At 67.6% G+C, this 24,551-nt stretch carries 18 protein-coding genes and 1 riboswitch; of the genes, 12 read left to right on the forward strand and 6 right to left on the reverse strand.

What is annotated here, in order from left to right:
• Positions 1–17 precede the first annotated feature (17 nt).
• Genes DFR45_RS03845 through DFR45_RS03855 form a run of 3 tightly spaced genes read right to left on the reverse strand, consistent with a single transcriptional unit; the run spans position 18 to position 2,689 of the window.
• Positions 18–1,481 (reverse strand): efflux transporter outer membrane subunit, encoded by a 1,464-nt coding sequence (locus DFR45_RS03845; RefSeq protein WP_114482374.1) that lies wholly within the window; start codon positions 1,479–1,481, stop codon positions 18–20.
• Positions 1,478–2,476, reverse strand: a complete 999-nt coding sequence (locus DFR45_RS03850) for an HlyD family secretion protein (RefSeq protein ID WP_114482375.1) — start codon at positions 2,474–2,476, stop codon at positions 1,478–1,480. The genes DFR45_RS03845 and DFR45_RS03850 overlap by 4 nt, the downstream gene beginning before the upstream one ends.
• Before the next feature lie 3 nt (positions 2,477–2,479).
• Complete coding sequence (locus DFR45_RS03855; RefSeq protein ID WP_114482376.1) at positions 2,480–2,689, reverse strand: DUF1656 domain-containing protein; 210 nt, start codon at positions 2,687–2,689, stop codon at positions 2,480–2,482.
• Positions 2,690–3,054: 365 nt separating this feature from the next.
• Positions 3,055–3,174, forward strand: a riboswitch (TPP riboswitch).
• A 79-nt stretch (positions 3,175–3,253) separates the two neighbouring features.
• Between DFR45_RS03855 and thiC the strand changes: the two genes are divergently transcribed.
• Complete coding sequence (gene thiC, locus DFR45_RS03860) at positions 3,254–5,113, forward strand: phosphomethylpyrimidine synthase ThiC (RefSeq protein WP_114482377.1); 1,860 nt, start codon at positions 3,254–3,256, stop codon at positions 5,111–5,113.
• Positions 5,114–5,301: 188 nt separating this feature from the next.
• Here thiC and DFR45_RS03865 read toward each other — a convergent pair whose 3' ends face one another.
• Together DFR45_RS03865 and DFR45_RS03870 are read right to left on the reverse strand one after the other, a co-directional pair.
• Positions 5,302–6,948 (reverse strand): methyl-accepting chemotaxis protein, encoded by a 1,647-nt coding sequence (locus tag DFR45_RS03865; protein WP_114482378.1) that lies wholly within the window; start codon positions 6,946–6,948, stop codon positions 5,302–5,304.
• A gap of 351 nt (positions 6,949–7,299) precedes the next feature.
• Positions 7,300–7,608 carry a YkgJ family cysteine cluster protein gene (locus DFR45_RS03870; protein WP_114482379.1) on the reverse strand — a complete coding sequence of 103 codons (309 nt, stop codon included), beginning with the start codon at positions 7,606–7,608 and terminating at the stop codon, positions 7,300–7,302.
• Between the two features lie 131 nt (positions 7,609–7,739).
• Between DFR45_RS03870 and DFR45_RS03875 the strand changes: the two genes are divergently transcribed.
• From DFR45_RS03875 to DFR45_RS03900, 6 genes are all read left to right on the forward strand, one after another.
• The gene (locus DFR45_RS03875; RefSeq protein ID WP_421781689.1) at positions 7,740–8,051 is read left to right on the forward strand and encodes a FeoA family protein; all 312 of its coding nucleotides are present in this window, start codon (positions 7,740–7,742) and stop codon (positions 8,049–8,051) included.
• Positions 8,048–9,973 (forward strand): ferrous iron transport protein B, encoded by a 1,926-nt coding sequence (gene feoB, locus DFR45_RS03880; protein ID WP_114482380.1) that lies wholly within the window; start codon positions 8,048–8,050, stop codon positions 9,971–9,973. Before DFR45_RS03875 ends, feoB begins: the two co-directional genes overlap by 4 nt.
• A 3-nt stretch (positions 9,974–9,976) precedes the next feature.
• Positions 9,977–10,267, forward strand: a complete 291-nt coding sequence (locus DFR45_RS03885; RefSeq protein WP_114482381.1) for a hypothetical protein — start codon at positions 9,977–9,979, stop codon at positions 10,265–10,267.
• A gap of 90 nt (positions 10,268–10,357) precedes the next feature.
• A complete protein-coding gene (gene dinG / locus DFR45_RS03890; protein WP_114482382.1) occupies positions 10,358–12,706 on the forward strand; it encodes an ATP-dependent DNA helicase DinG in 2,349 nt (782 codons plus the stop codon).
• Positions 12,707–13,255: 549 nt separating this feature from the next.
• The gene (locus DFR45_RS03895) at positions 13,256–13,936 is read left to right on the forward strand and encodes a 3'-5' exonuclease (RefSeq protein WP_114482383.1); all 681 of its coding nucleotides are present in this window, start codon (positions 13,256–13,258) and stop codon (positions 13,934–13,936) included.
• Between the two features lie 85 nt (positions 13,937–14,021).
• On the forward strand, positions 14,022–15,137 hold the full coding sequence (locus DFR45_RS03900; RefSeq protein WP_114482384.1) for a 3-deoxy-7-phosphoheptulonate synthase: 1,116 nt from the start codon (positions 14,022–14,024) through the stop codon (positions 15,135–15,137).
• A 736-nt stretch (positions 15,138–15,873) separates the two neighbouring features.
• Here DFR45_RS03900 and DFR45_RS03905 read toward each other — a convergent pair.
• Positions 15,874–17,829 (reverse strand): putative bifunctional diguanylate cyclase/phosphodiesterase, encoded by a 1,956-nt coding sequence (locus DFR45_RS03905; RefSeq protein ID WP_114482385.1) that lies wholly within the window; start codon positions 17,827–17,829, stop codon positions 15,874–15,876.
• A gap of 71 nt (positions 17,830–17,900) precedes the next feature.
• On the opposite strand from DFR45_RS03905, the gene purU reads away from it, so the two are divergent.
• The 5 genes from purU (at position 17,901) to gshB (ending at position 24,494) form a co-directional block, all read left to right on the forward strand.
• A complete protein-coding gene (gene purU, locus DFR45_RS03910; protein WP_114482386.1) occupies positions 17,901–18,761 on the forward strand; it encodes a formyltetrahydrofolate deformylase in 861 nt (286 codons plus the stop codon).
• Between the two features lie 73 nt (positions 18,762–18,834).
• The gene (gene gshA / locus DFR45_RS03915) at positions 18,835–20,130 is read left to right on the forward strand and encodes a glutamate--cysteine ligase (protein ID WP_114482387.1); all 1,296 of its coding nucleotides are present in this window, start codon (positions 18,835–18,837) and stop codon (positions 20,128–20,130) included.
• A gap of 144 nt (positions 20,131–20,274) precedes the next feature.
• On the forward strand, positions 20,275–22,143 hold the full coding sequence (locus DFR45_RS03920; protein WP_114482684.1) for a potassium transporter Kup: 1,869 nt from the start codon (positions 20,275–20,277) through the stop codon (positions 22,141–22,143).
• 181 nt (positions 22,144–22,324) lie between these two features.
• Positions 22,325–23,512, forward strand: a complete 1,188-nt coding sequence (locus DFR45_RS03925) for a benzoate/H(+) symporter BenE family transporter (protein WP_114482388.1) — start codon at positions 22,325–22,327, stop codon at positions 23,510–23,512.
• 28 nt (positions 23,513–23,540) lie between these two features.
• A complete protein-coding gene (gshB, locus tag DFR45_RS03930; protein ID WP_114482389.1) occupies positions 23,541–24,494 on the forward strand; it encodes a glutathione synthase in 954 nt (317 codons plus the stop codon).
• The last annotated feature ends 57 nt before the right edge of the window (positions 24,495–24,551 follow it).

A 24,551-nucleotide genomic window follows, 5' to 3' on the forward strand; every position in this document is an offset into this window, starting at 1 on the left:
CCTTGGGCCTCGCGCTTTCAGTGCGCCGCACCCGCGGACGTAGCCGCGGCTTGATCGGCCCAGCCGCCACCGAGCGCGAGGAACAGACGGATCTGGTCTTTCGAGACCTGCGCCTCGGCCGCCGCGAGGCTGGCTTCGGTCGAAGCCAGGGTGCGCTCGGCGTCCAGGCTCGCAAGGTAGGGTACGCGGCCCCCTTGGTAGAGGCGGCGCATGTCGGCGGCGGCGACCTCGGCGCGGTCGCGCGCCTCGCGCAGGGCCGCGACGTGGCGCAGGTCTTCGGCGTAGCTGCTCAAAATGGTCTGGGTTTCGCGCAGGGCCTGCAGCACGACGCGATCGAACTCGGCCAGCATCATGTCGGCACGCGCCGACGCGCCGCGCACCCGCGCCCGCGCACCGCGGCCCGGGATGGACCAGCTGAGCAATGGCCCGAAGGTGAACTGCTGCGTGACTTTCTTGCCGAAGTCGTCGAGCAGGCCGTTCGCACCGATCGAGCCACCGATGAACACGTCGGGGTACATCTCGGCAGTGGCCACGCCGATCTCGGCCGTGGCGGCTGCGAGTTCGCGCTCGACCTGGCGCACGTCGGGGCGCCGGCGCAGCAAGGCGGCACCATCACCGACTGGGATGGGTTGCTTGAGCTCGGGCGCCTCGGCGCAGTCCAGGGCCTCGGCGGGTACCTGGTCGGGCGTGCGGCCCAGCAGCTCGGCCAGCTCGTAGGCGGCGGCCTGCTTGCGCGCCTGCAGCAGCGGCAATGCCGCTTGCAGGGTTGCCACCTGGGTTTCGGCGCGCTTCACCGCCGTCACGGTGCCGCGGCCGCTCGCGTGCAGCCGCGCGGCAACTTGGCGGCTGGCCTGCTGCAGCTCGAGCGAATGCCGGGCCACGGCGAGTTCATGGTTGCCGTGGCAAATCTCGGCGTAGGCGCCGACCACGGCGGCAGCGACGCTGATGCGTGCCAGGTCGCTGGCCGCCTGCACAGCCTCGGCGTCGGCGCTCGCGGCTTCCACGGCGCGCCGAATCTTGCCGAACAGGTCGAGCTGGTAGGACACGGACAGACTTGCGTTCGCAAAATTGGCCACGGGCAGCACTTCGGGCTGCAGCAGCGACTCGGCGGAGATGCGGCCCCGCACCGCGGCGGCCTCGACGTTGCCGTTCACACCGCCGAGTGCGAGCACTTGCGTGTAGCGTGCCTGCGCCTGCGCAAGGCGTGCCGCAGCCACTTTCAGCTCGACGTTGCCTTGCAGCGCCTGCTCGACCAGCGCATCGAGCCGTGCGTCGTCGTAGAGCTTCCACCAGCGCCCCGCGACGGCCGCGTGCGCCGCATCCACGGCGCTGGAGCCGCGCGCGTCCAGCGCCACGGGCTGCTGCTGCGTCTGGGCAAAGCGCGAATCCTTGGGCAGCGCATAGTCGGGCCCCACGGTCGTGCACGCCGCCACACCGGCAAGCACCAGCGCCAGCACACCCCCTTGCAGCAAGCGTTTCATGATGCGTGCGCGGAAGATGCCGGGGCTGTGGGTGCCGCGGGCTGGGATTCTGCTTTGCCCGCCTCAATGCTCACGGTGGCCGTACGGCCCGCGATCAGGTGCATGCCCTGCGGCACCGCATCTATGCTGATGCGCACGGGCACGCGCTGCGCAAGCCGCACCCAGTCGAACGCCGGTTGCACGTTGGGCAGCAGCGTCGCGCCGTCGCTGCGAAAGCGGTCTTCGATGCCCACGGCGATGCTTTGCACATGACCGTGCAGCACGCCGGGCTCGCCCATGATGTGGATGTCCACGGGATCGCCTTCATGAATGCCACGCAGGCGCGTTTCCTCGAAGTAGCCGTCGATACGGAACGAGCCCGTGTCGAGCACGGCGAATACCGCCTTGCCGGCCGTCACGTAGTCGCCCACGCGCACCGTGCGGTCGCTCGCGCGGCCATCGACGGGGCTGCGCACCACCGTGCGCTCGAGGTTCAAGCGTGCGAGGTCGAGCGCCGCCTGCGCCGTGGCGACGCTGGCCTCGGCGGCGGCGATGTTGGCTTTGGCGGCTTCGACGCCGGCATGGGCTTTGTCGAGATTGGCGCGGCGCGCCTCGATCTCTTCGGTGGCGACGAGGTCTTTGAGACTGCGGTCGCGCTGTGCTTCGCGCTGCAATTGCTGCTCGGATGCCAGACTTTGCGCGAGGTTCGCCTTGTGCTGCGCGAGGCTCGCCTTGCTTTGCGCGAGAGCCGCCTGTGCCTGCTCGAGCGCGATCTTGTAGCGCGCTTGATCGACCACGAACAGCACGTCGCCACGGCGCACGGCGGCGTTGTCGCGCACGCGCACGTCGGACACCAGTCCCGAGACGTCAGGCGCGATTTGCACTACCTCGGCGCCGATGTGCGCATCGCGCGTCCACGGGTCGCGCATGTAATAACGCCACAAGTGCTGCAGCACGAGCAAGGCCGCGATGGTGACCGCGAGCGTCACCACGATGGAAATGATCCTGCGCGCCATGGCTCAGGCCGCCCAGGTGCGCACGAGCGCAAACAAGGCGCCGAGTACCAGCACGTACAGGGCCAGATCGAACAATGGCGGGTGCCAGACGTAGCGGTACACCTGAGTGCGCAGCAGCACCAGGCGCACGCCGTTGTGCAGCAGATAAGCAAGCAGCATCAGCCCCACGAGGGTGGGGATGAAGACGCCATAGAGGCTGAACTCTCCGTACATGGTTTGTCTCGCGTTATGAGTCGTTGTAAGCAAAACCCATTGATTCTAGTGTAGTGTTCGACGCTATCTGCGACATAAAACCGCGTCTTTTCGGCCCGGGCCGCGTTGCAAATCCTCGCGATACCACCCGGTATCGCTGCGGTTTGCGCCTTGCCCAGACCAAAAATCCATCGGTTTTATTTGTCGCATCAAGCATCGAACACTACACTAGTGCAGTGTTCAACCCAGATTGTTCATTGGGACGCGGGATGATGGCGAGGCGGCTGGCGTGGCAGTTTGGTCGCGGGCGAGAAGTCCGTGGCCGGTGCCATGGACGCCGAGGCGTACGCACAGGCGTACGCAAAAATCCGCAGCCGCCTATACTTGTCCTTGCTCCGGGGTGTGCCAAGGCGCTGAGATGCAGCGGGTTTGCATGACAAACCCGCTGCGAACCCGACGAACTTGATCCGGTTCATACCGGCGGAAGAAGAGCCCGATGTGCCGCCCCAACGCGTCTGTGTGCGGGGGAGGGCAGCAGGTTCATTTCGGAGCAGCCCGTCCCATCCGGAACCAGGAGACCTGCCCATGAACGCCCCCGACGCCCTTGCGCGTGAAAAATTCACCGAGCTGCTCGCTCTCACGCGCGCCCCTTTCCCGGCCTCGTGCAAAGCCTATTTGCCCGGCCAGCTGCACCCCGATCTGCGCGTGCCCGTGCGCGACATCACGCTCACCAATGGCGAGCAGGTCAGCGTCTATGACACCTCCGGCCCCTACACCGACCCCGACGTGGTGATCGACGTGCGCCGCGGCCTGCCCGGCGTGCGCAGCGGCTGGATCGCCGCGCGCGGCGACACCGAGCCCTACGCAGGCCGCCCGCCCGTAGCGCTCGACGACGGGCAAAAGAGCGAAGACGCCGAGCGCCTCGCGCAGCTGCGTGCCGAATCGGCCGGTCTGCAGCGCCAGCCGCTGCGCGCGCGCAGCGGGCACAACGTCACGCAAATGCACTACGCGCGCCGCGGCATCGTCACGCCCGAAATGGAATACGTGGCCATCCGCGAAAACGGCCGCCGCGCCTGGATGCAGCAATACCTGCAGGACGCTGCGCGCGAGCAGCGCCTGCGCGGCAACCCGCTGGGCGCGAGCATCCCCGAGCGCATCACGCCCGAATTCGTGCGCGACGAGGTGGCGCGCGGCCGCGCGATCATCCCGGCCAACATCAACCACCCCGAAATCGAGCCCATGGCGATAGGGCGCAACTTCCTCGTCAAGATCAACGCCAACATCGGCAATTCGGCCGTGACCTCGGGCATAGAGGAAGAGGTCGAAAAGCTCGTCTGGTCCATCCGCTGGGGCGCCGACACGGTGATGGACCTGTCCACGGGCAAAAACATCCACACCACGCGCGACTGGATCATCCGCAACAGCCCCGTGCCGATCGGCACCGTGCCGATTTACCAGGCGCTCGAAAAAGTCGGCGGCGTGGCCGAAGACCTGACCTGGGAGATCTTCCGCGACACGCTCATCGAGCAGGCCGAGCAAGGGGTCGATTACTTCACCATCCACGCGGGCGTGCGCCTGGCCTACATCCCGCTCACGGCGGGGCGGCGCACCGGCATCGTCTCGCGCGGCGGCTCCATCATGGCCAAATGGTGCCTCACGCACCACCGCGAGAGCTTTCTGTACGAGCATTTCGAGGACATCTGCGACATCATGAAGCAGTACGACGTGGCCTTCAGCCTGGGCGACGGCCTGCGCCCCGGCTGCGCCTCGGATGCGAACGACGAAGCCCAGTTTGCCGAGCTGCACACGCTGGGCGAGCTCACGCAAATCGCCTGGAAGCACGACGTGCAGACCATGATCGAAGGCCCGGGCCACGTGCCCATGCACATGATCCAGGCGAACATGGCCGAGCAGCTCAAGCACTGCCACGAGGCGCCGTTCTACACCCTGGGCCCGCTGACCATAGACATCGCGCCCGGCTACGACCACATCGCCAGCGCCATCGGCGCCGCGATGATCGGCTGGATGGGCACGGCCATGCTGTGCTACGTCACGCCCAAGGAGCACCTGGGCCTGCCCGACCGCGACGACGTCAAGCAGGGCATCATCGCCTACAAGATCGCCGCGCACGCGGCCGACGTCGCCAAGGGCCACCCGGGCGCACGCGCGCGCGACGACGCCCTGAGCCAGGCGCGCTTCGAGTTTCGCTGGGAAGACCAGTTCAATTTAGGGCTGGACCCCGAAACCGCACGCGAATTCCACGACGAAACCCTGCCCAAGGACGCCTCCAAGGTCGCGCACTTTTGCTCCATGTGCGGCCCCAAGTTCTGCTCGATGAAGATCACGCAGGAAGTGCGCGACTTTGCCGCCAAGGGCCTGCAGGAAAAAGCCGTGGAATTTCGCAGCGCTGGCGGCGAGCTTTACGTGCCGCGCACGCCGGCCTAGGAGCCTGTCGGACTTTGGGCGTCGAAAGCGAGAAGGTGCCCCAGCGAGGCCAGTTTTTGCCGGATTCGCCGCCCCATAGCGGGACTATGGGGCAAGAAGACGGTAAAAAATGGGCTGCTGCGGCGCATTCGCAGCCGACGATTCCAAAGTCCGACAGGCTGCTAGGGCTGAGTTTTACCGCGCGGCCTTCAGGCGCCGGCGAGCCGCAGCGGCTGGCGCGGGGCGGGTCGCGGGTAGGGAGCGTCTTCGCCCGGGAGCTCAGAGACCCCTGGCAGCACGAAGCGGCTGATCAGGCCCGCGAGTTCCTGCGCCTGGCCGTGCAGGCTGGCCGCGGCGGCGGCGGATTCTTCGACCAGGGCCGAGTTCTGCTGCGTCATGCGGTCGAGCTGTGCCACGGCGCTGTGGATCTGGCCTATGTCGTGGTGCTGGGCCTGCGTGCCGGCGTTGATTTCGGCCATCATCGTTGCGGCCTGCTCGATCGAGCCGACGATGCGCTGCATGGCGCTGCCCGCGGCGGCGGCGAGTTCCGAGCCCGCTTGCACGCGCTCGGTGGAGCTGCCGATCAAGGCCTTGATCTCACGCGCGGCCTCGGCCGAGCGCGTGGCCAGCTGGCGCACTTCGGTCGCCACCACGGCAAAGCCGCGGCCATGTTCGCCTGCGCGCGCAGCCTCCACGGCTGCGTTGAGCGCAAGGATGTTGGTCTGGAAGGCAATGCCGTCGATCACGCCGGTGATTTCCGCGATCTTGCCGGAAGCCTGGTGGATGCCTTGCATCGTGGCCACCATTTGCGTGACCACGCCGCCGCCTTGCCGGGCTTCGGCGGCGGCGTGGCTCGCCATTTCCTGTGCGCGTTCGGCGGCGGCCGCCGCCTGCGTGACGCGCGCCGTCAGGTGTTCGAGCGCTGCGGCAGTCTGCTGCAGGCTCGCCGCGGCGGCCTCGGTGCGGCTGGAAAGATCCGCGTTGCCGCTGGCGATTTCCGAGGACGCCGTGCGTATGTTCTGCGCCGACTGGCGCACCTGCGTGACCAGCGCGCGCAGCGCGTCCTGCATCACGGCGAGCGCGCCCAGCATGCGCCCGGCCTCGTCGTGCTCGTGGCCGGTGATTTCATGGCCCAGGTCGAGTCGGGCCACGCGCTCGGCCGTGGCGCCCGCGAGCGCAATGGGGTGCGTGATGCGGCGCACCAGCCACAGCGCGAGCAGGCCGCCGAGCAGCAGCGCGAGCGCGCTGAACGCCAGCAGTGCCCCGCGCGCCAGCGCGCTCAGGCGGTCAATCTCTGTTGCGGCGCCGTCAATGGCCTTGCGTTGCGTCTTGCTCAGCGTTTCGAGCGCGCTCAGCAGGGCTTGCGACGAGGGCAAAAAGCGCTCGCCATACACCTTGCGAATGCGCTCGGTGAAGTTCGAGTCGCGCGCGGCCACGAGTTCGGCGCGTGCCTGGGCAAAGTCCTTGCCCGCGGCTTCGATGCGCGTGAGCAGTGTGCGCTCGTCGGCGCTTTGCAGGCGCTGGCCCAACTGCTGCAAGAGCGCGTCGTACTGCTGCTGCGTGCCGGCGATGTCCGCACCCAGCACCTCACTGACCTCGGGCTCGGAGCTCAGCGAAATCGCCTTGTAGCGCTCGGCGTTGATGGCCTGCAAGCGGAAGGCATCGGCCACCAGGCGCTCGTTGCCTATGTGGTAGCGCACCATGTGCTCGGTGGCGGTGCGGATCTGCCACAGCGACCAGATGCCTATGGTCGTGCCCATCAGCGCCAGCAACAGCACTGCAGCAAAGGCCCACAGCAGTCGTCGGGCCAGGCGGCCTCTGGGTTTTGCCGGTTCGTGCGAAAAATCATTTTTCATAGTGGATGGCGATGGAAATACGACGCTTTGACGACAAAAAAGCTTGAAAAAGTGGCTTGCGAAAGCGCGCATCCACAAGACGTCAGCGCACCCCGCCGAGCGCATGGCCGCGCATTGTGTCTATGGCTTGTGACAAATTGTTTACGTCTGCCCGTGGGACGTGCCCACGTCTAGGAGCCTGTCGGACTTTGGAATCGTCGGCTGCGAATGCGCCGCAGCGGCCCATTTTTTACCGGCTTCTTGCCCCATAGCACCACTATGGGGCTGCGAATCCGGCAAAAACTGGCCTCGCTGGGGCACCTTCTCGCTTTCGACGCCCAAAGTCCGACAGGCTCCTAGCGCTGGGAGCTTTCAGTCGTCGAGCGGCGCCAGCCCGTGGTGCAGGCGCGCGCGGTTGCAGGCGGGGCTGCCGGCGGCGAACTCCTGGCAGGGTGCGGGACGCCATTCGTAGATGCCGCAGCTCGTTTGCACGCCGACGCTGCCACAAAGCGCAGCGCAGCGTGGGGGCACATGGTCGGTGCCGCGCATGCGGCAGAGGTGGGCGTTGACCTCCACCGCCAGGCCGTCCGGCACCGTGCCGCCTTGGGACTGCAGCTCGAACACGGCAAAATCCACGCGCAAGCTCGCGCAGCAGGCGCCGCAGTGTAGGCAGGGGTTCATGGGCGTGACGACTTTCCTGTGTGCTTGTGCTTTCCAAAGCCAAAGGCCGTGAATATGCCATCGACGATGGTGCGCGGAAGATACCGCGCTAAAATGAGAATTACTATCATCTTTGGGTTTCCTTCTCTATCATGACCGCGATGAACGATGGTGCCGTTGTGGCGCCTGACGGTGCGCCCCCGGCCCCAGCGGTGGGCCTGGACGCGCTCGCCAAAGGGGTGCCCGCCGAAGTCGTGGCTTTGCAGCCGGCGCGCGACGACGAGGAGCGTGAGGTGCTGCTGCGCCTGATGGAGATAGGCTTTTTGCCCGGCGAGCCCGTGCGGGTGCTGGCGCGGGGCTTTCCAGGCGGCGATCCGCTGGCGGTGCGCGTGGGGCAGGCGACGTTCGCGCTGCGCCGCCCCGAGGCTGCGCTGGTGCGCGTGCGGCCGGAGCCAACGCCATGACCAGTGCCGCCACTGCTGCGCATACCGATCTGAGCAAGGAGGCGCGCGACTTGCGCATCGCGCTGCTGGGCAACCCCAATTGCGGCAAGACGGCGCTCTTCAACCTGCTGACCGGCGCACGCCAGAAGGTGGCGAATTACGCGGGCGTGACCGTGGAGCGCAAGGAAGGGCTGCTGCGCACGCCGGGCGGGCGGCGCGTGCAGGTGCTCGACCTGCCGGGCACCTACAGCCTGGACGCGCACAGCCTCGACGAGGCCGTGACCTGCGACATCATCCTCGGGCGCCGTGCCGACGCGCCGCGCCCTGATGTGCTCGTGTGCGTGACTGACGCCACGCACCTGCGCTTGAACCTGCACCTGGTGCTCGAAGTGCGCGCGCTCGGTTTGCCCGCGGTGCTGGTGCTCAACATGAGCGACGTGGCGCAGCGCCAGGGCATAGCGATCGACCGCGAGGTGCTCGCGCGCGAGCTCGGCATGCCCGTGCTCGCGGCGGTGGGCGTGCGCCAGGACGGCGCGCGCGAGCTGCTGCAGTGGCTGGACACCGTCGCCGCTGCGCCCCAGGCCATGGCGCCGCAGCCCGTGCCGCCGGCGCTCGCGGCCTTGCCCGCAGACCCGGCGCAGCGCGTGCTCGCCATGCACCAGGAGGTGCGGCGCATCCTCGCGCTGGCGGTGCGCGCGCCCGCGCAGACCTTGCAGCTGGACGACCGCATCGACGCCGTGGTGCTGCACCCGTTGTGGGGCATGCTGCTGCTCGCGGTGACGCTGTTTTTGATGTTCCAGGCGGTGTTCAGCTGGGCGCAGTGGCCCATGGACGCGATCGAGGGCGGCGTGGCCTGGCTTGCCGACGGCGTGCGCGCGCACATGGCGCCCGGCCCTTTGCGCAGCCTGCTCGCCGACGGCGTGCTCAGCGGCGCCGGCAGCGTGCTGGTGTTTTTGCCGCAGATATTGATCTTGTTCCTGTTCATCCTCGCGCTCGAGGATTCGGGCTACCTGCCGCGCGCGGCCTTTTTGCTCGACCGCCTGATGGGCAAGGTGGGGCTGTCGGGGCGCTCGTTCATCCCGCTGCTGTCGAGCTTTGCCTGCGCCGTGCCCGGCGTGATGGCGACGCGCTCGATCACGCACTGGCGCGACCGGCTCGTGACCATCATGATCGCGCCGCTCATGACCTGTTCGGCCCGGCTGCCGGTGTACGCGCTGCTGATCGGCGCCTTCATCCCTGCGCGCAGCGTGGGCGGCGTCTTCAACCTGCAGGGGCTGGTGCTGTTTGCGCTTTACGTGGGCGGCATCGTGAGCGCCATGGCTGTGGCGGCGCTCGCGCAGTGGGCGCGTCGCAACCCGCGGCCCACGCCTTTGCTCATGGAGCTGCCGGCCTACCGCTGGCCCAGCCTGCGCAGCCTGGCGTTCGGGCTGTACGAGCGCGCGCTGATCTTTCTGCGCCGCGTGGGCGGCATCATTTTGGCCGTGTCCATCCTGCTGTGGTTCCTTTCCTCATACCCGGCGCCGCCCGCGGGGGCTGCGGGCGCGGCGATCGAATACAGCATCGCCGGGCGCATAGGCCGGTTGCTCGAGCCGCTCGTCGCGCCGATCGGTTTCCATTGGCAGATCGCCGTGGCGCTGGTGCCTGGCATGGCCGCGCGCGAGGTGGCCGTGAGCGCGCTCGGCACGGTGTATGCGCTTTCGGCCACGGGCGATGACGTGGCCGAGCAACTCGGCCCGGTGCTTGCGCAGGATTGGTCGCTCGCGACGGCGCTCGCGCTGCTCGTGTGGTACGTGTTCGCGCCGCAGTGCATTTCGACGCTCGCGGCGGTGCGGCGCGAAACCAACGGCTGGCGCTATCCCTTGATCCTGGCGGGCTACCTGTTTGCGCTCGCCTATGTGGCGAGCTTCATCACGTACCGCGTGGCGCTGGCCTTCGGAGGGTAGGGTATGTGGCAACAAGTCTTGAGCATCGCTCTCGTCGCGCTGGCGCTGGCCTATCTGCTGTGGCGCTGGCTGCCGGCCGGCTGGCGCGCGCGGCTGGCGCGCGTGCACCCGCGCCTCGCGCGTGCGCTGCCGGCGCCGTCCGGCTGCGGCGGGTGCAGCAGTTGTGCGCCGGGCTGCGCGAGCACGCGCACCGAGGCCGCCCAGCCGCCCGCTGGCGCGGCGCAGGAAGCCGTGGTGCAGATGCCGCGCTCGCGCCGGTCGGAGACGGAGATAGGGCCGTCGGCGCAGGCATGAGTAGCACCGAACGCGCGCGTCGCTTGGTCGCCAGGTGCGCTGCCAAGTGTCGCGCAGGGCCACGCCGGCATCCGTGCCACACTCTCGCCCATGTCTTCCAGTGAATGGGCCGCTGCGGCCCTGCAGTCGTTTGATGCGGTGGTACAGGCCACCGAGGGTTTTCGCAGCCGCGCGGGGCAGCGGCGCATGGCCGAGGAGGTGGCGCGCGTGTTCAGTGTGGCCACGCTGGGCAAGGGCCCGGGCGCCGAATCCGAGGCTGCGCCCGACAAGGTGCCAGCCAGTGACCCCCCCGCCGCGGAATCTGCGGCCGAGAGCGGTGCCAACCCAGGTCGTGCGATCGCCGTGATCCAGGCGGGTACGGGCGTGGGCAAGTCGCTCGCGTATGGCGCGCCCGCGGTGGCACTGGCGCTCGCGCGCAACACGCGCGTCCTGATCTCCACGGCCACGGTGGCGCTGCAGGAGCAGCTCGTGCACAAGGACTTGCCCGCGCTGGCCGCGCGCCTGCCGCAGCCCTTCAAGTTCGCGCTCGCTAAGGGGCGCGGGCGCTACGTGTGCCAGCTCAAGCTCGACCGGCTCGCGGCGCCAAGCGGTGAGTCTGGCATGGCAGAGGACGACTTCTTCCCCGACGAGGAGGCCGCCGCACGCGCCGCCGAGCCCCACCACGCGGCCGAGGCGCGCCAGCAGTTCTACGCCACGCTGGCGCAATCGCTCGCGCGCGGCAGCTGGGACGGCGACCGCGACGCCCTCGATCCGCCGCCCGAGGCCGAGCTCTGGGCGCCCGTGGCGGCCGAGGCGGCCTCGTGCACGGGCAAATACTGTCCGGCGTTCGCGCACTGCAGCTATTTCGAAAAGCGCAAGGAGCTCGTGGGCGCGCAGGTGATCGTCGTGAACCACGACTTGCTGCTGTCGTCGCTGGGCTCGCGCACGCTGCCCGAGTTGCACAACTGCCTGCTGGTGCTCGACGAGGCGCACCACCTGCCCGCCACGGCGCTGAGCCAGTTCGCGAGCAGCATGGACTTGAGCCGGCTGGGCTGGATAGACCGGCTCACGAGCCGCGCGCTGCGCGTGGCCACGCTGGTGGAGGTGCCGCAGCTCGCCGAGCTGCCGCGCCACGCAGCGCAGCTGCGCCAGGGTGCGCAGGACTTCGGACGCTGCGTGCTCGACCACTACGGCGCGGCGCTGCGCCCGGCCACGCAGGGCGCATCCGCCGGGCCGGGCCGGGCTTGGGGCGAGGGCTGGAGCAGCGCGCGCGTGCGCGTGCCGCGCGGCGTGCTGCCCGAGGCGCTCGTCGAGCCCTTGAACAGCTTGGCCGCAAGCGCTGCGGAGTATCTGTCGTGCTTGAGCGCCGTCGCGCAGGCGTTGCGTGAGGCCATACGCGAACGCCCGCAAGAGGCGCGCACGCTCTCGCTGCTGTACGCGCAAGTCGGCACGCTGGCGCCGCGGCTCGAAGGCCTGCACGCCTGCGCGCAGGCGCTGCTGATCGAAGCGTCGGCGCAGCGGGCACAGCGGACGCAAGGCAAGGACGGGGCGGAGGGCGCGCGAGGAAATGCCGGGCCCGACGTCGCAGCGGGCGGCGAATCCGCAGCGGCCCCCTACGCCAAATGGTTCACGCTCGAAGGCGCGGGCGACTTTGCCGTGCTGCGCGCGCACGCCAGCCCCATCCTGCCGGGGCCCATGCTCAAGGCGCGGCTGTGGAGCGAGGTGCGCGCCGCGGTGCTCACCTCGGCCACGCTCACGAGCTGCGGACAGTTCGACTTCTTTCTGCGCGAAGCAGGCCTGCACGGCGACGCGGCGGTGCGCACGCTCGAAGTGCCCAGCCCGTTCGACTACAGCACGCAGGGCACGCTGATCGCCGCCGAAACGCGCGCCGACCCGCGCGACGCGCGCGCCTACGGTGCCGAAATGGTCGATGCGCTGCTGCACGACCTCGTGCACGTGCAGGCCGGCGCACTCGTGCTGTTCACCTCGCGCGAGCAAATGCGCCTTGCCGTGGAGGCGCTGCCCACCGCCTTGCGCGGCGTGGTGCTGGTGCAAAACACGCTGCCGCGCGCGCAGCTGCTCGCGCGCCACCGCACGCGCGTGGCCGCGGGCGAGCCTTCCATCATCTTCGGCATGCAGTCCTTCGGCGAAGGGCTGGACTTGCCGGGGCGGCTGTGCGAATCGGTGTTCATCGCCAAGCTGCCCTTCGCCCCGCCCGACGACCCCGTGGGCGAAGCGCGCGCCGAGTGGCTGCGCGCCGTGGGGCGCGACCCCTTCAGCGAACTCGTGGTACCCGCCACGGCCATCCGCCTCGCGCAGTGGGTGGGCCGCGCGATCCGCACCGAGCAAGACCAGGCGCATGTCTATTGCTACGACCGCCGCCTCACCCGCACGGCCTACGGCCAACGCCTGCTCCAGGGTCTCCCGCCCTTTGCGCTGCGCCAGCGCGCGGCGGTGTGAGGGTGGGGTAGGCTGATTGCTCTTTTATCAGTAGCTGCTTGCGCTTGATAAATCTGCCTGAAAGGCGTATTTGGCTATGATTCTCCAACCGAGGCATGTTTCAATCTTCGCCTCGAAGAAAGCCGCGCAGGAAATTGGAATCTGCCCCCACCAAAAAGGCCGAGCACAGCGAAGGCCCGTGTGGTACCCCCGCCCTTCTGGCTGCGCCGAGGAGCGCAGCGCCCGGCGGGGAAAGGGCGCGCGATTGTCTGAGCGAAGCGCAGCGCAGCGAGTTTCGCGCGACCCCGCCGGGCGCGAGCACCGCAGGTTGCCCTGGGCGCCGGTCAGGCGCACAGGGACGCAGACAGCAGGGTCGCCTTCTTTTGCCTACTTTTCTTGGCGAGACAAGAAAAGTAGGTGCGCCGCCGGGCGCACCTCCCGGCACCCTCCCTCTGCCCCGTCACCTTCGCCAATAATTGGAATCTGACCCCAATTTCTGACCCCAATTTCTGATTGGAATCTGACCCCGATTTCTGACCCCGATTTCTGCCCCAATTTCTCCTCAGCACCATGCCACACCGCATCGCCGTCATCGACTTCGAAACCACGGGCATGGCGCCCGGCGATGGGGCGCGGGCGACCGAGGTGGGGGTGGTGCTGCTCGAAGGCGGGCGCGTGGTGGAGCGCTTTCAAAGCCTGATGCGCACCGGTGCTTGGGTGTCGCCGTTCATCACGCGGCTCACAGGCATCACGCAGACCATGGTCGATGCGGCGCCGCCCGCGGCCGAGGTGATGCGCGAGGCGGCGCGGTTGGTGCAGGGCGTGCCCATGGTCGCGCACAATGCCGCGTTCGACCGCAAGTTCTGGCAACACGAGCTCGCGCTGGCCGGGCTCGCGGCGCCGCAGCCCTTCGTTTGCACGGTGCTGCTCGCACGGCGCCTGTATCCGCAGGCGGGCAGCCACAGCCTGGGCCACTTGGCAACGCACCTGCAGCTGCCGGCCACGGGCCGCGCGCACCGCGCGCTCGCCGACGCCGAAATGGCCGCGGCGCTGCTCACGCGCATGCAGCACGATTTGCGTGCGCACTGGGGCGTGGCGCAGCCGGACTTCGGCATGTTGCAACAGCTGCAGCGCCTCGCGCGGCCCGCCGTGCCGCGCTGGCTTGCGCGCCAGGCGGCAGGAGACAGTGCCGACGCAGGGGCCGACGAGGCCGCGGATACGGCTGCAAAAATAGGCAAAATCCGCACTTGATTCGATAGCTGCTTGCGCTTGATGAATCTGCGCAAGAGGCCGTTTTCTTTTGTAAAAATCGATCCTGAATTAATAGCAAACCACCATGACCCAGCATGTCCTCCCCGCCGCCGCGCCGCTCTCCACGCACGACCACACGCGCACCGACGACACGCGCATCAAGGCCGTGCGCCCCTTGGTCACGCCGGCGCTGCTGCAGGAGTGGCTGCCCGCGCCCGAGGCCGCGCAGCAGCTCGTGGAGCAAAGCCGCGCCGCGATCGCGCGCGTGCTGCACGGACAGGACGACCGGCTCGTGGTCGTCGTCGGGCCCTGCTCGATCCACGACCACGACCAGGCGCTCGAATACGCGCGCGCCCTGCAGGGCGAGGCGCAGGCGCTGCAGGACGCGCTGCTCGTCGTGATGCGCGTGTATTTCGAAAAGCCGCGCACCACGGTGGGCTGGAAGGGCTACATCAACGACCCGCACCTCGACGGCAGCTTTGCCATCAACGAGGGGCTGGAGATGGCGCGCCGGCTGCTGCTCGACGTGCTCGCGCTGGGCCTGCCCGTGGGCACGGAGTTTCTCGACTTGCTGAGCCCGCAGTTCATCAGCGACCTGGTGAGCTGGGGCGCGATCGGCGCGCGCACGACCGAAAGCCAGAGCCACCGCCAGCTCGCGAGCGGCCTCTCGTGCCCCGTGGGCTTCAAGAACGGCACCGACGGCGGCGTGAAGGTGGCCGTCGATGCCATTGTGGCCGCGCAGGCGCCGCACGCCTTCATGGGCATGACCAAGATGGGGCAGGCCGCGATCTTCGAGACGCGCGGCAACCAGGACTGCCACGTGATCCTGCGCGGCGGCAAGCAGCCCAACTACGGCCCTGCCGACGTGGACGCCGCGTGCCAGCTGCTGCAGGCCGCGAGGCTGCGCCCGCAGGTGATGATCGACGTCTCGCACGCCAACAGCCTCAAGCAGCACCAGCGCCAGATCGCGGTCGCGGCCGAGGTCGCGCAGCAAATCGCCGCGGGCGACGCGCGCATCATGGGCGTGATGATCGAAAGCCACCTGCACGAAGGCCGCCAGGACATCGTGCCCGGCGAGCCGCTGCGCCACGGCGTCTCGGTGACAGACGCCTGCATCGGCTGGGCGCAGACCGTGCCTGTGTTGCGCGGCCTGGCCGAAGCAGTGCGCACGCGACGACGGCAATCGAAGCCGCGCGCATGAGACCGCCACGGCGAGCGCGCAAGCGCAGCGGAAATCCGTGAGGATTGCGCACGCCGCAATGGACACGATTGGATTGCCGCGCCCTCGTGGGGCTCGCAACGACGGGAGCTTGTCAGACCAAGGCCGAGCGCAGCGAAGGCCCGTGAGGTATCCCCGCCCTTTCTGGCTGCGCCGAGGAGCGCAGCGCCCGGCGGGAAAAGGGCGCGCGATTGTTTGAGCTGCAGCAGCGCTGCAGCGAGTTTCGCGCGACCCCGCCGGGCGTGAGCACCGCAGGTTGCCCTGTGCGCCGCGAGGCGCAGAGGGACGCAGACAGCAGGGTCGCCTTCTTTTGCCTTCTTTTCTTGGCGAGACAAGAAAAGAAGGTGCGCCGCCGGGCGCACATCCCGGCACCCTCCCTTTGCCCCATCACCACCGGCCGGAAATTGGAATCTGGCCCCCCCAATTTCCTGCAATGGACAGAGCGGGATTGCCGCGCCCCTCGTGGGGCTCGCAATGATTAGTGCAGTGTTCCACGCTATCTGCGACATAAAACCGCGTCTTTTCGGCCTGGGCCGCGTTGCAAATCCTCGCGATACCACCAGGTATCGCTGCGGTTTGCGCCTTGCCCGGACCAAAAATCCATCGGTTTTATTGGTCGCATCAAGCATCAAACACTGCACTAGGGTTCTTTGCCGTGGTCAAAATGACCGGCAGGCGCCCGCCAGCGCCCTAGCAGCAGCGCTGGTGCGGCTGCAGTTCAGTGCGGCGCCTCGGCGCGCAGCAAGTCTTCGAACTCCGCTGCGGGCACGGGGCGGCTGCGCAGGTAGCCCTGGTAGCGGTCGCAGCCCTGCGCGCGCAGGAATTCGAGCTGCTCCGCGGTCTCCACCCCTTCGGCGAGCACGCGCAGGCCCATGCTGTGGCCCATCGCGACGATGGCAGCGCTGATGGCCATGTCGTCCTTGTTGTGGGGGATGTCGCGCACGAAGCCCTGGTCGATCTTGAGCACCTGGATCGGGTAGCGCTTGAGCTGCACGAGCGACGAGTAGCCGGTGCCGAAGTCGTCGATCGCCAGCTGCACGCCGAGCGCGCGCAGCTCGTGCAGGATGCGCAGCGCGTGTTCATGGTTTTCGGCGAGCGCGCTCTCGGTGATCTCGAGCTCCAGCTGCGCTGCGGAAAAGCCGCTTTGCGCCAGCGCCTGCGCCACCGCGGCGGGCAGGTCGCTTTGGCGCAGCTGGCGCGGCGAGACGTTCACCGCGAGCGTGATCTCGGGCAAGCCCGCGGCGCGCCAGGCCTGCCCCTGGCGGCAGGCCTCGGCCAGCACCCAGGCGCCCAGCGGCTCGATCAGGCCCGAGACCTCGGCTAGCGGAATGAAGCGCGCCGGCGAAATCAGGCCCTCGTCGGGGTCGAGCCAGCGCACCAGCGCTTCCGCGCCCACGATGCGGCCCGTGGCGATGTCGATCTGCGGCTGGTAGTGCAGCACGAGTTGCCCTTGCTGCAGCGCCCGGCGCAGGCGCGACTCGAGCGTGAGGCGCTCGCGCGCGGCCTGCGTCATTTCCTCGGCGTAAAAACACCAGGCGCCGCGCCCCTGCGCCTTGGCGCCATAGACGGCGGCGTGCGCGCCCTGCAGCAGCGCCGTGGCGGTGTCCGCATGTTCCGGGAACAGGCAAATGCCCACGCTGGCGCCACACTCGACCTCGAACCCCTCGGGCGAGCGCCAGGGCACGGCCACCGCGGCGATCAACTGGCGCGCCACGGTGGCGGCCTCGTCGGGGTGGCGCAGATGGCGCGCCACTACGGCAAACTCGTCTCCCGCCATGCGCCCCAGCAGGTCACCGGGGCGCAGCACCGACTGCAGCTGCTGCGCGATGTGGCGCAGCACCTGGTCGCCCACGGTGTGGCCGTAGCTGTCGTTCACGTCCTTGAAGCGATCGAGGTTGAGCTGCAGCACGGCCAGGAGTTCGCCGCTCGCACGCGCCTGCTGCACGGCGGTTTCGAGCTGCTGCACCAGCCACAGGCGATTGGCCAGGCCCGTGAGCGGGTCGTGGTTTGCGAGGAACTCCATGCGCTCGTGCTGCGCCTTTTCGGCAGAAATGTCGCTGAACACGCACACATAGTGTGTGATTTGACCCGCGGCGTTGCGCACCGCGCTCAACGACATGTGCTCGGGGAAGATTTCGCCATTTTTGCGCCGGTTCCAGATTTCGCCCTGCCAGTGGCCTTTGCTCAGCACCTGGGCCCACATGGCCTGGTAGAACGCCTGGTCGTGCCGCCCGGACTTGAACAGGCGCGGCGTCTGGCCCAGCACCTCCTGCTCGGTGTAGCCCATGAGGCGCGTGAACGCCGCGTTGACCGAGAGGATGCGGCTGTCTGCATCGGTCACGACCACGCCCTCGACGGTGTGATCGACCGCCGTGTGCGCCAGGCGCTGGCGCTCCGCGCTGCTGGCGCTTTCGGCCTGCGCCTGTTGTGCGCGCCGCAGCAGCACGCCGGCCAGCAGCGCCGTGAGCAGCACGTACAGCCAGCCCTTGATGGTCTGCCAGCGCGTGAGCTCGGCGGTGTCGCTGGCCCAGCGCTCGAGCAAGGCGTCGCCCCCATAAATCCAGAGCGCGCCAAAGACGAGGTACAGCAACGCCCCTCGCCAGGGCGCGAGCCCGCGCGGCGGGCGGTACGCGCCTGCGTCTGCGCTTGCGGCGGTGCTGCGGGATGGTTTCATTTCCACTGTTTGTCTATCTGTCTGCAAAAGCAAAAGGTTCGCGCACGCGGGGCTGCGACAATCGTGCGCTTATGACCCCTTCCGCGAACCAAACCTATATTCTCACCCTCTCGTGCCCCGACCGCAGGGGCCTGGTGCATGCCGTCTCAGGGTTTTTGCTCGAGCGCGGCGGCAACATCGAGGAAGCCGCGCAGTTCAACGACCACGCCACGGGCCTGTTTTTCATGCGCGTGCAGTTCGCCTGCGGCGCACATGACTACGCGAGCCTGCAGGCCGACTGGGCCGCGTTCGCCCAGCCCTACCAGATGCGCTGGGGCCTGCACGCCGCGGCCGCGCCCATGAAGACCGTGCTCATGGTCAGCCGCGAGGGCCATTGCCTCAACGACTTGCTGTTTCGCCACAAAAGCGGGCTGCTGCGCCTGGACATCCGCGCCATCATCAGCAACCACCGCGATTTTTACCAGCTGGCCGCGAGCTACGACGTGCCCTTTCACCACATCCCCGTGACGGCCGCGACCAAGCCGCAGGCCGAGGCGCGCCAGCTCGAAATCATCGAATCCGAAGGCGCCGAGCTCGTGGTGCTCGCGCGCTACATGCAGGTGCTCTCCGACGCCATGTGCACCCGGCTCGAAGGCCGCGCGATCAACATCCACCACAGCTTTTTGCCCAGCTTCAAGGGCGCGCGCCCCTACCGCCAGGCGCACGAGCGCGGCGTCAAGCTCATCGGCGCGACGGCGCACTACGTGACGGCCGCGCTCGACGAAGGCCCCATCATCGAGCAGGACGTGGCGCGCGCCGACCACACCGACACCGTCGAAGACCTCGCCGCACGCGGGCGCGACACTGAAAGCCTGGTGCTCGCGCGCGCCGTGAAGTGGCACAGCGAACACCGCGTGCTGCTCAACGGGCACAAGACGGTGGTGTTTCGCTGAGCCTTGCGCCGCGTGGCTTTGGCGCAAAACGGCCCCCTACAATCCCCGGCGTCGTATCAGACAAAGAGCATCCATGGTTCCGCACCTCATCACGGCCCTCACGGGGCCGATCAACGAACTCGAACAGCGCATGCTCGACGCCATGCCGGCCATAGAGCGCTGGTTTCGCCTCGAGTGGATGGAGCACACGCCGCCGATTTATGCCTCGGCCCATTTGCGCAACGCCGGCTTCAAGCTCGCGCCGGTGAACACCAACCTGTTTCCGCGCGGCTGGAACTACCTTGCCGAGGACATGCTGCCGCTGGCCGTGCAAGCCGCGATGGCCGCGATCGAAAAGATCTGCCCGGAGGCGCGCAATCTGCTCATCATCCCCGAAAACCACACGCGCACCCCGTCTTATCTCGCCAACGTGGTGCAGCTGCAGCGCATCTTTCAACGCGCGGGGCTGAACGTGCGCGTGGGCTCGATCGACCCCGGCGTCAAAAAAACCGAGCGCATCGAGCTGCCCAATGGCGACAGCGTGGTGCTCGAGCCCGTGATCCGCACGGGCGGGCGGCTCGGGCTCAAGCATTTCGACCCTTGCACCATCTTGCTCAACAACGAACTGGCCACCGGCACGCCGGGCATTCTTGAGGACTTGTACGAGCAATACCTGCTGCCGCCGCTGCACGCGGGCGCGACGGTGCGGCGCAAAAGCACGCATTTCAAGTGCTACGAAGAAGTGGCCAAGCGCTTCGGCAAGATGCTGGGCATAGACCACTGGCTGATCCACCCGATTTCCGCGCTGTGCGCAGACGTCGATTGGGCCCAGGGGCAGGGCATCGAGCGCCTGCAGTCCGAGGTCGATGCGCTGCTCGCGAAAGTGCGGCGCAAATACAAGGAATATGGCATCCACGAAAAACCCTTCGTGATCCTCAAAGCCGACCAGGGGTCTTACAGCACGGGGGCCATGCCCGTGCACGACGCCAAGGAGCTCGAAGCACTGGGGCGCAAGGCGCGCAGCAAAATGGCCGTCACCAAGGACGGCCTGCCCGTGCAGGCCGTGTTGATCCAGGAGGGGGTGTCCACGCAAGAGCGCGTGCACGAGGCCGTGGCCGAGCCGGTGGTTTACATGATGGACCGTTACGTGATCGGCGGCGTTTACCGCGTACACCCCGAGCGCAGCATGAACGAGAACCTCAATGCACCGGGCGCGAGCTTCGTGCCGCTCGCCTTCGCGCACAGCACACAAATGCCCCAGCCCGGCATGCGCCCGGGCACCAGCGCGCCCAACCGCTTTTACATGTACGGCGTGGTGGCGCGCCTGGCGATGCTCGCTTCGAGCTACGAGCTCGAGGCCACCGACCCCAATGCCGAGGTCTATGACTGAGCGCCGATTGCAGCCTGCGGCGCGCACGGCAGTTGCCGCACTGCAACAGAGGCGATCGCACGCGCACTGAAAACCTGCGCTGAGGGCACAATCAGTGCCTTCGATGTAACGAAACTCCCAGGCTTGGCGGCCGGGAGCATCTCCGTGCAAAGCTCGAAATCCTCTCTTGCCGCGCTCTCGCTCGGCGCCCTCGGTGTCGTCTATGGCGACATCGGCACCAGCGTGCTCTATGCCTTCAAGGAAGTGTTCATCAATGGCCACGTGCCGTTGACGCACGACAACATCCTTGGCGTGTTGTCCATGTTCTTTTGGGCGCTGACCTTGATCGTCTCGCTCAAATACGTCGCGCTCATCATGCGCGCGGACAACCACGGCGAAGGCGGCCTCATGGCCTTGCTCGCGCTCGCTTCGCTGTCCATCCACGACAACCCGCGCCTGCGCAGCCTCTTGCTCGTCGTCGGCGTATTCGGCGTGGCGCTGTTTTTTGGTGACGGCGTGATCACGCCCGCGATCTCCGTGCTCTCTGCCGTCGAAGGTCTGGAGGTATTGACGCCGGCAGCCAAGGGCCTGGTCGTGCCTTTGTCGCTCGTGGTGCTGTTTTTGCTGTTCGTGTTTCAGCGCCGCGGCACCGGGGACATCGGTAAATTCTTCGGCCCGGTGATGGTGCTGTGGTTTCTCTCGATCGGGGTGCTGGGCTTGCTGCAGGTCGTGGGCAATCCCTCTGTGCTGCGCGCCGTGTTTCCTTGGCACGCCGTGGGCTTTGGCATTGCACATCCAAGGCTCGCCTTCATCACGCTGGGCGCGGTGTTCCTGTGTCTCACGGGGGCCGAAGCGTTGTATGCAGACATGGGGCATTTTGGCAAGCAGCCGATCCGTATCGCCTGGTTCGGCCTCGTCATGCCTTGCCTGGTGCTGAATTATTTCGGCCAGGGAGCGCTCGTGCTGGCCGACGCCTCGGCCGTGGCCAACCCGTTTTTCATGATGACGCCCGATTGGGCGCTCTTGCCCCTGGTGGTGCTCGCCACGGCGGCGACGGTGATCGCCTCGCAGGCGCTCATTTCCGGCGCTTTCTCGGCAACCAAGCAGACCATCCAGCTGGGTTTCCTGCCGCGTCTGAGCATCTTGCACACCTCCATCCGTGACACGGGCCAGATCTACATACCGGCCGTGAACTGGGCTTTGCTCGTGGGCGTGGTCGTGGCGGTGACTTTTTTCGGTTCTTCGACGGCGCTGGCGGCGGCCTACGGCATTTCCGTCAGCCTGGTGATGGTGATCACGACCCTCCTGACCTTTTTCGTGCTGCGCTACGGCTGGGGCTACCCGCTCTTGCTGTGCATAGCAGCGACGGGCTTTTTTCTGGCCATCGATTTGTTGTTCTTTGCCTCGAATGCGCTCAAGATCGTGCAAGGCGGCTGGTTTCCGCTCACCATGGCCGCAGCGCTGTACGTGGTCATGACCACCTGGAAAGAAGGGCGGGCGCTGCTCAACGCGCGCCTGCGGCAGGATGCGCTCAAGCTGCGTGATTTTTTCGCGGCGGTGTTTTTGCATCCGCCCACGCGCGTCGATGGAACGGCGGTTTTTCTCTCTGCCGAGCCGGGCATCGTGCCCAACGCGCTCTTGCACAACCTCAAGCACAACAAGGTCCTGCACCGGCAAAACCTGTTCGTCACCGTGCGCAACCACGAGGTGCCCTGGATCGGCCTGGACAAGCGCGTCGAGATCGAGTCGCTGGGGCGCGACTGCTGGCAGGTGATCGTGCACTACGGTTTCAAAAACGACCCCGATCTGCCGCGCGCACTCGAGTTGCTGCGCGGACATGGCTGCGACCTCGACCCGATGAACACCAGCTACTTTCTCTCGCGCGACATCGTCATTCCGACCATGGGCGGCGGCATGGCGCCGTGGCGTGAAAAACTGTTCGCGCAAATGCACCACAACGCGAGCGGGGCAGCGGACTTCCTCAATCTGCCCAACAACGCCGTCGTCGAGCTCGGCTCCAAGATCGAGATTTGATTCTTGAGCGTTTTTGGCCCTGAGCCAAGGGCCATCAAGCGCGGGCAACTACTGATAACGTAGTATTTTTGGACTTGTTCCGGCGTCTTGCCCGCGCTGGTCACGCGCGGTGCCGTATAAAGCCGCTGGGCCCGATGCCCCTGCCCAGCACGCCAGCGCCGGCGATGCCAGAATCGCGGCCATGCAGTTGTTCAAAGACCTCAGCCTCTCGGCCGTCACCGCAGGCTTCGTGGCCATGCTCGTGGGGTTCACGAGTTCCGTGGCCATCATCTTCCAGGCCGCGCAGGCGCTGCACGCCACGCCGGCGCAAATCACCTCCTGGGTCTGGGCGCTGGGGCTGGGTGCAGGGCTGTGCACGCTGGTGCCCTCGCTGCTCGTGCGCATGCCGGTGATGGTGGCCTGGTCCACGCCAGGGCTCGCCGTGATCGCCACGGCCGGCATCGAAGGCGGCTTCGACATGGCGCACGCCGTGGGCGCGTTTCTGGTCTGCGCGGTGCTCATGACGCTCGCCGGCGCGACCGGCTGGTTCGAGCGCGCGATGAACCGCATTCCAATGGAGATCGCCTCGGCGCTGCTCGCCGGCGTGCTCGCGCGCTTCGGGTTGCAGGCCTTCACTGCGGCGCAGACGGCGCTGCCGTTGGTGCTGCTGATGCTGGGTGGCTACCTGCTCGCGCGCCGCTTCGTGCCGCGCTACGCGGTGGTCGTCACGCTGGCCGTAGGCGTGGCCTGGGTGCTGCTGCGCGGCGAACTGGCCTGGACCAGCGTGCATCTGGAGCTCGCGCGCCCGGTGTTCACGGCGCCCGTGTTCAGCCTGTCGGCTACCATCAGCCTCGCGGTGCCACTTTTCATCGTCACCATGGCCTCGCAGAACCTGCCCGGCGTGGCCGTGATCCGCGCGACGGGCTACAAAATCCAGGTCTCGCGCCTCATCACGCTCACGGGCCTTGCCACCGTGGTGCTCGCGCCGTTCGGCGCGCACGCGCTCAACCTGAGCGCCATCACCGCCGCGATCTGCATGGGCCCCGAGGCGCATGAAGACCAGGCCAAGCGCTACACCGCCGCCGTTGCGTGCGGGGCGTTTTACGTCGTCGTCGGCCTGTTCGGCGCGATCATCACGAGCCTGCTCATGGCCTTCCCGAAAGAGCTGGTCGCGGCGATCGCGGGCCTCGCGCTGCTGGGCACCATAGGCAACGGCCTGGCCGGGGCGCTGCGCGAGGAAGCGCACCGCGAGGCTGCGCTGATCACCTTCCTCGTCACCCTGAGCGGCGTGGCCTTGGCCGGCGTGGGCTCGGCCTTTTGGGGCGTGGTTGCGGGCAGTCTCGCACTCGCCGTGCAGGGCTTGCAGCGCGGACGTGTCGCGCGCGGTTGACATTCGCTTCCTTTTTTCCTCTCTCACCATGCACCTGCTGTTCATCGCCGACCCGCTCGAAACCTTCAAGATCGCCAAAGACACCACATTCGCCATGATGCGCGAGGCGCAGCGCCGCGGCCACACGCTGGCCGTGTGCGAGCCCAGCCAGCTTTCATGGCGCAGCGGCGCTCGCGTGCACGCGCAGGTGCGCGAGGTCGCGCTCACGGGCCGCGCCGACGACTGGTACACGGCCGGGCCGCTGCGCCAGGTCGCGCTGGCCGACTTCGACGCCGTGCTCATGCGCAAGGACCCGCCCTTCGACAGCGAATACTTCTACGCCACGCACCTGCTCGAGCAGGCCGAACGCGAAGGGGCGCGCGTCTTCAACCAGCCCCGCGCGCTGCGCGACCACCCCGAAAAGCTCGCGATCATGGAGTTTGCGCAGTTTTGCGCGCCCACGCTGGTCACGCGCGACGCGCAGGAGATCCGCGCCTTCCACGCCGAGCACCAGGACATCATCCTCAAGCCGCTCGACGGCATGGGCGGCATGGGCATTTTCCGCGTCGGGCCCGACGGCCTGAACCTGGGCAGCATCACCGAGACGCTGAACCGCCACGGCGCGCAGACCGTGATGGTGCAAAAGTTCGTGCCCGAGATCGTGCAGGGCGACAAGCGCGTGCTGCTCATCGGCGGCGCGCCCGTGCCCTTTTGCCTTGCGCGCATCCCGCAGGGCAGCGAGGTGCGTGGCAACCTCGCCGCGGGCGGCAAGGGCGTGGCCCAGCCGCTGTCGCCACGCGACTGGGAAATCGCGCGCACGCTCGCGCCCATCTTGCATGCGCGCGGTCTGCTGCTCGTGGGGCTGGATGTGATCGGCGACTACCTCACCGAGATCAACGTCACGAGCCCCACCTGTTTTCAGGAAATCCACGCGCAAACCGGCTGTGACGTGGCGCATCTGTTCATCTCCGCGCTCGAAGCCGCCGTCGCCACACTTCCTTGAGCGCCAGTGCATCTTGTGCCGGCGCTCGAAACATGGTGCAATCGCCCCCTCGAAGGG

The sequence above is a fragment of the Extensimonas vulgaris genome, from assembly GCF_003337425.1.
Taxonomy (GTDB): domain Bacteria; phylum Pseudomonadota; class Gammaproteobacteria; order Burkholderiales; family Burkholderiaceae_C; genus Extensimonas; species Extensimonas vulgaris.

Coding starts and splice junctions, on each gene's coding strand:
- DFR45_RS03850 (WP_114482375.1), bottom strand. CDS start 2,476: ATGGCGCGCAGGATCATTTCCATCGTGGTGACGCTCGCGGTCACCATC.
- feoB (WP_114482380.1), top strand. CDS start 8,048: ATGACCAGTGCCGCCACTGCTGCGCATACCGATCTGAGCAAGGAGGCG.
- DFR45_RS03900 (WP_114482384.1), top strand. CDS start 14,022: ATGACCCAGCATGTCCTCCCCGCCGCCGCGCCGCTCTCCACGCACGAC.
- gshA (WP_114482387.1), top strand. CDS start 18,835: ATGGTTCCGCACCTCATCACGGCCCTCACGGGGCCGATCAACGAACTC.
- DFR45_RS03865 (WP_114482378.1), bottom strand. CDS start 6,948: ATGAAAAATGATTTTTCGCACGAACCGGCAAAACCCAGAGGCCGCCTG.
- DFR45_RS03875 (WP_421781689.1), top strand. CDS start 7,740: ATGACCGCGATGAACGATGGTGCCGTTGTGGCGCCTGACGGTGCGCCC.
- DFR45_RS03885 (WP_114482381.1), top strand. CDS start 9,977: ATGTGGCAACAAGTCTTGAGCATCGCTCTCGTCGCGCTGGCGCTGGCC.
- DFR45_RS03855 (WP_114482376.1), bottom strand. CDS start 2,689: ATGTACGGAGAGTTCAGCCTCTATGGCGTCTTCATCCCCACCCTCGTG.
- DFR45_RS03895 (WP_114482383.1), top strand. CDS start 13,256: ATGCCACACCGCATCGCCGTCATCGACTTCGAAACCACGGGCATGGCG.
- thiC (WP_114482377.1), top strand. CDS start 3,254: ATGAACGCCCCCGACGCCCTTGCGCGTGAAAAATTCACCGAGCTGCTC.
- DFR45_RS03925 (WP_114482388.1), top strand. CDS start 22,325: ATGCAGTTGTTCAAAGACCTCAGCCTCTCGGCCGTCACCGCAGGCTTC.
- dinG (WP_114482382.1), top strand. CDS start 10,358: ATGTCTTCCAGTGAATGGGCCGCTGCGGCCCTGCAGTCGTTTGATGCG.
- DFR45_RS03905 (WP_114482385.1), bottom strand. CDS start 17,829: ATGAAACCATCCCGCAGCACCGCCGCAAGCGCAGACGCAGGCGCGTAC.
- gshB (WP_114482389.1), top strand. CDS start 23,541: ATGCACCTGCTGTTCATCGCCGACCCGCTCGAAACCTTCAAGATCGCC.
- DFR45_RS03870 (WP_114482379.1), bottom strand. CDS start 7,608: ATGAACCCCTGCCTACACTGCGGCGCCTGCTGCGCGAGCTTGCGCGTG.
- purU (WP_114482386.1), top strand. CDS start 17,901: ATGACCCCTTCCGCGAACCAAACCTATATTCTCACCCTCTCGTGCCCC.
- DFR45_RS03845 (WP_114482374.1), bottom strand. CDS start 1,481: ATGAAACGCTTGCTGCAAGGGGGTGTGCTGGCGCTGGTGCTTGCCGGT.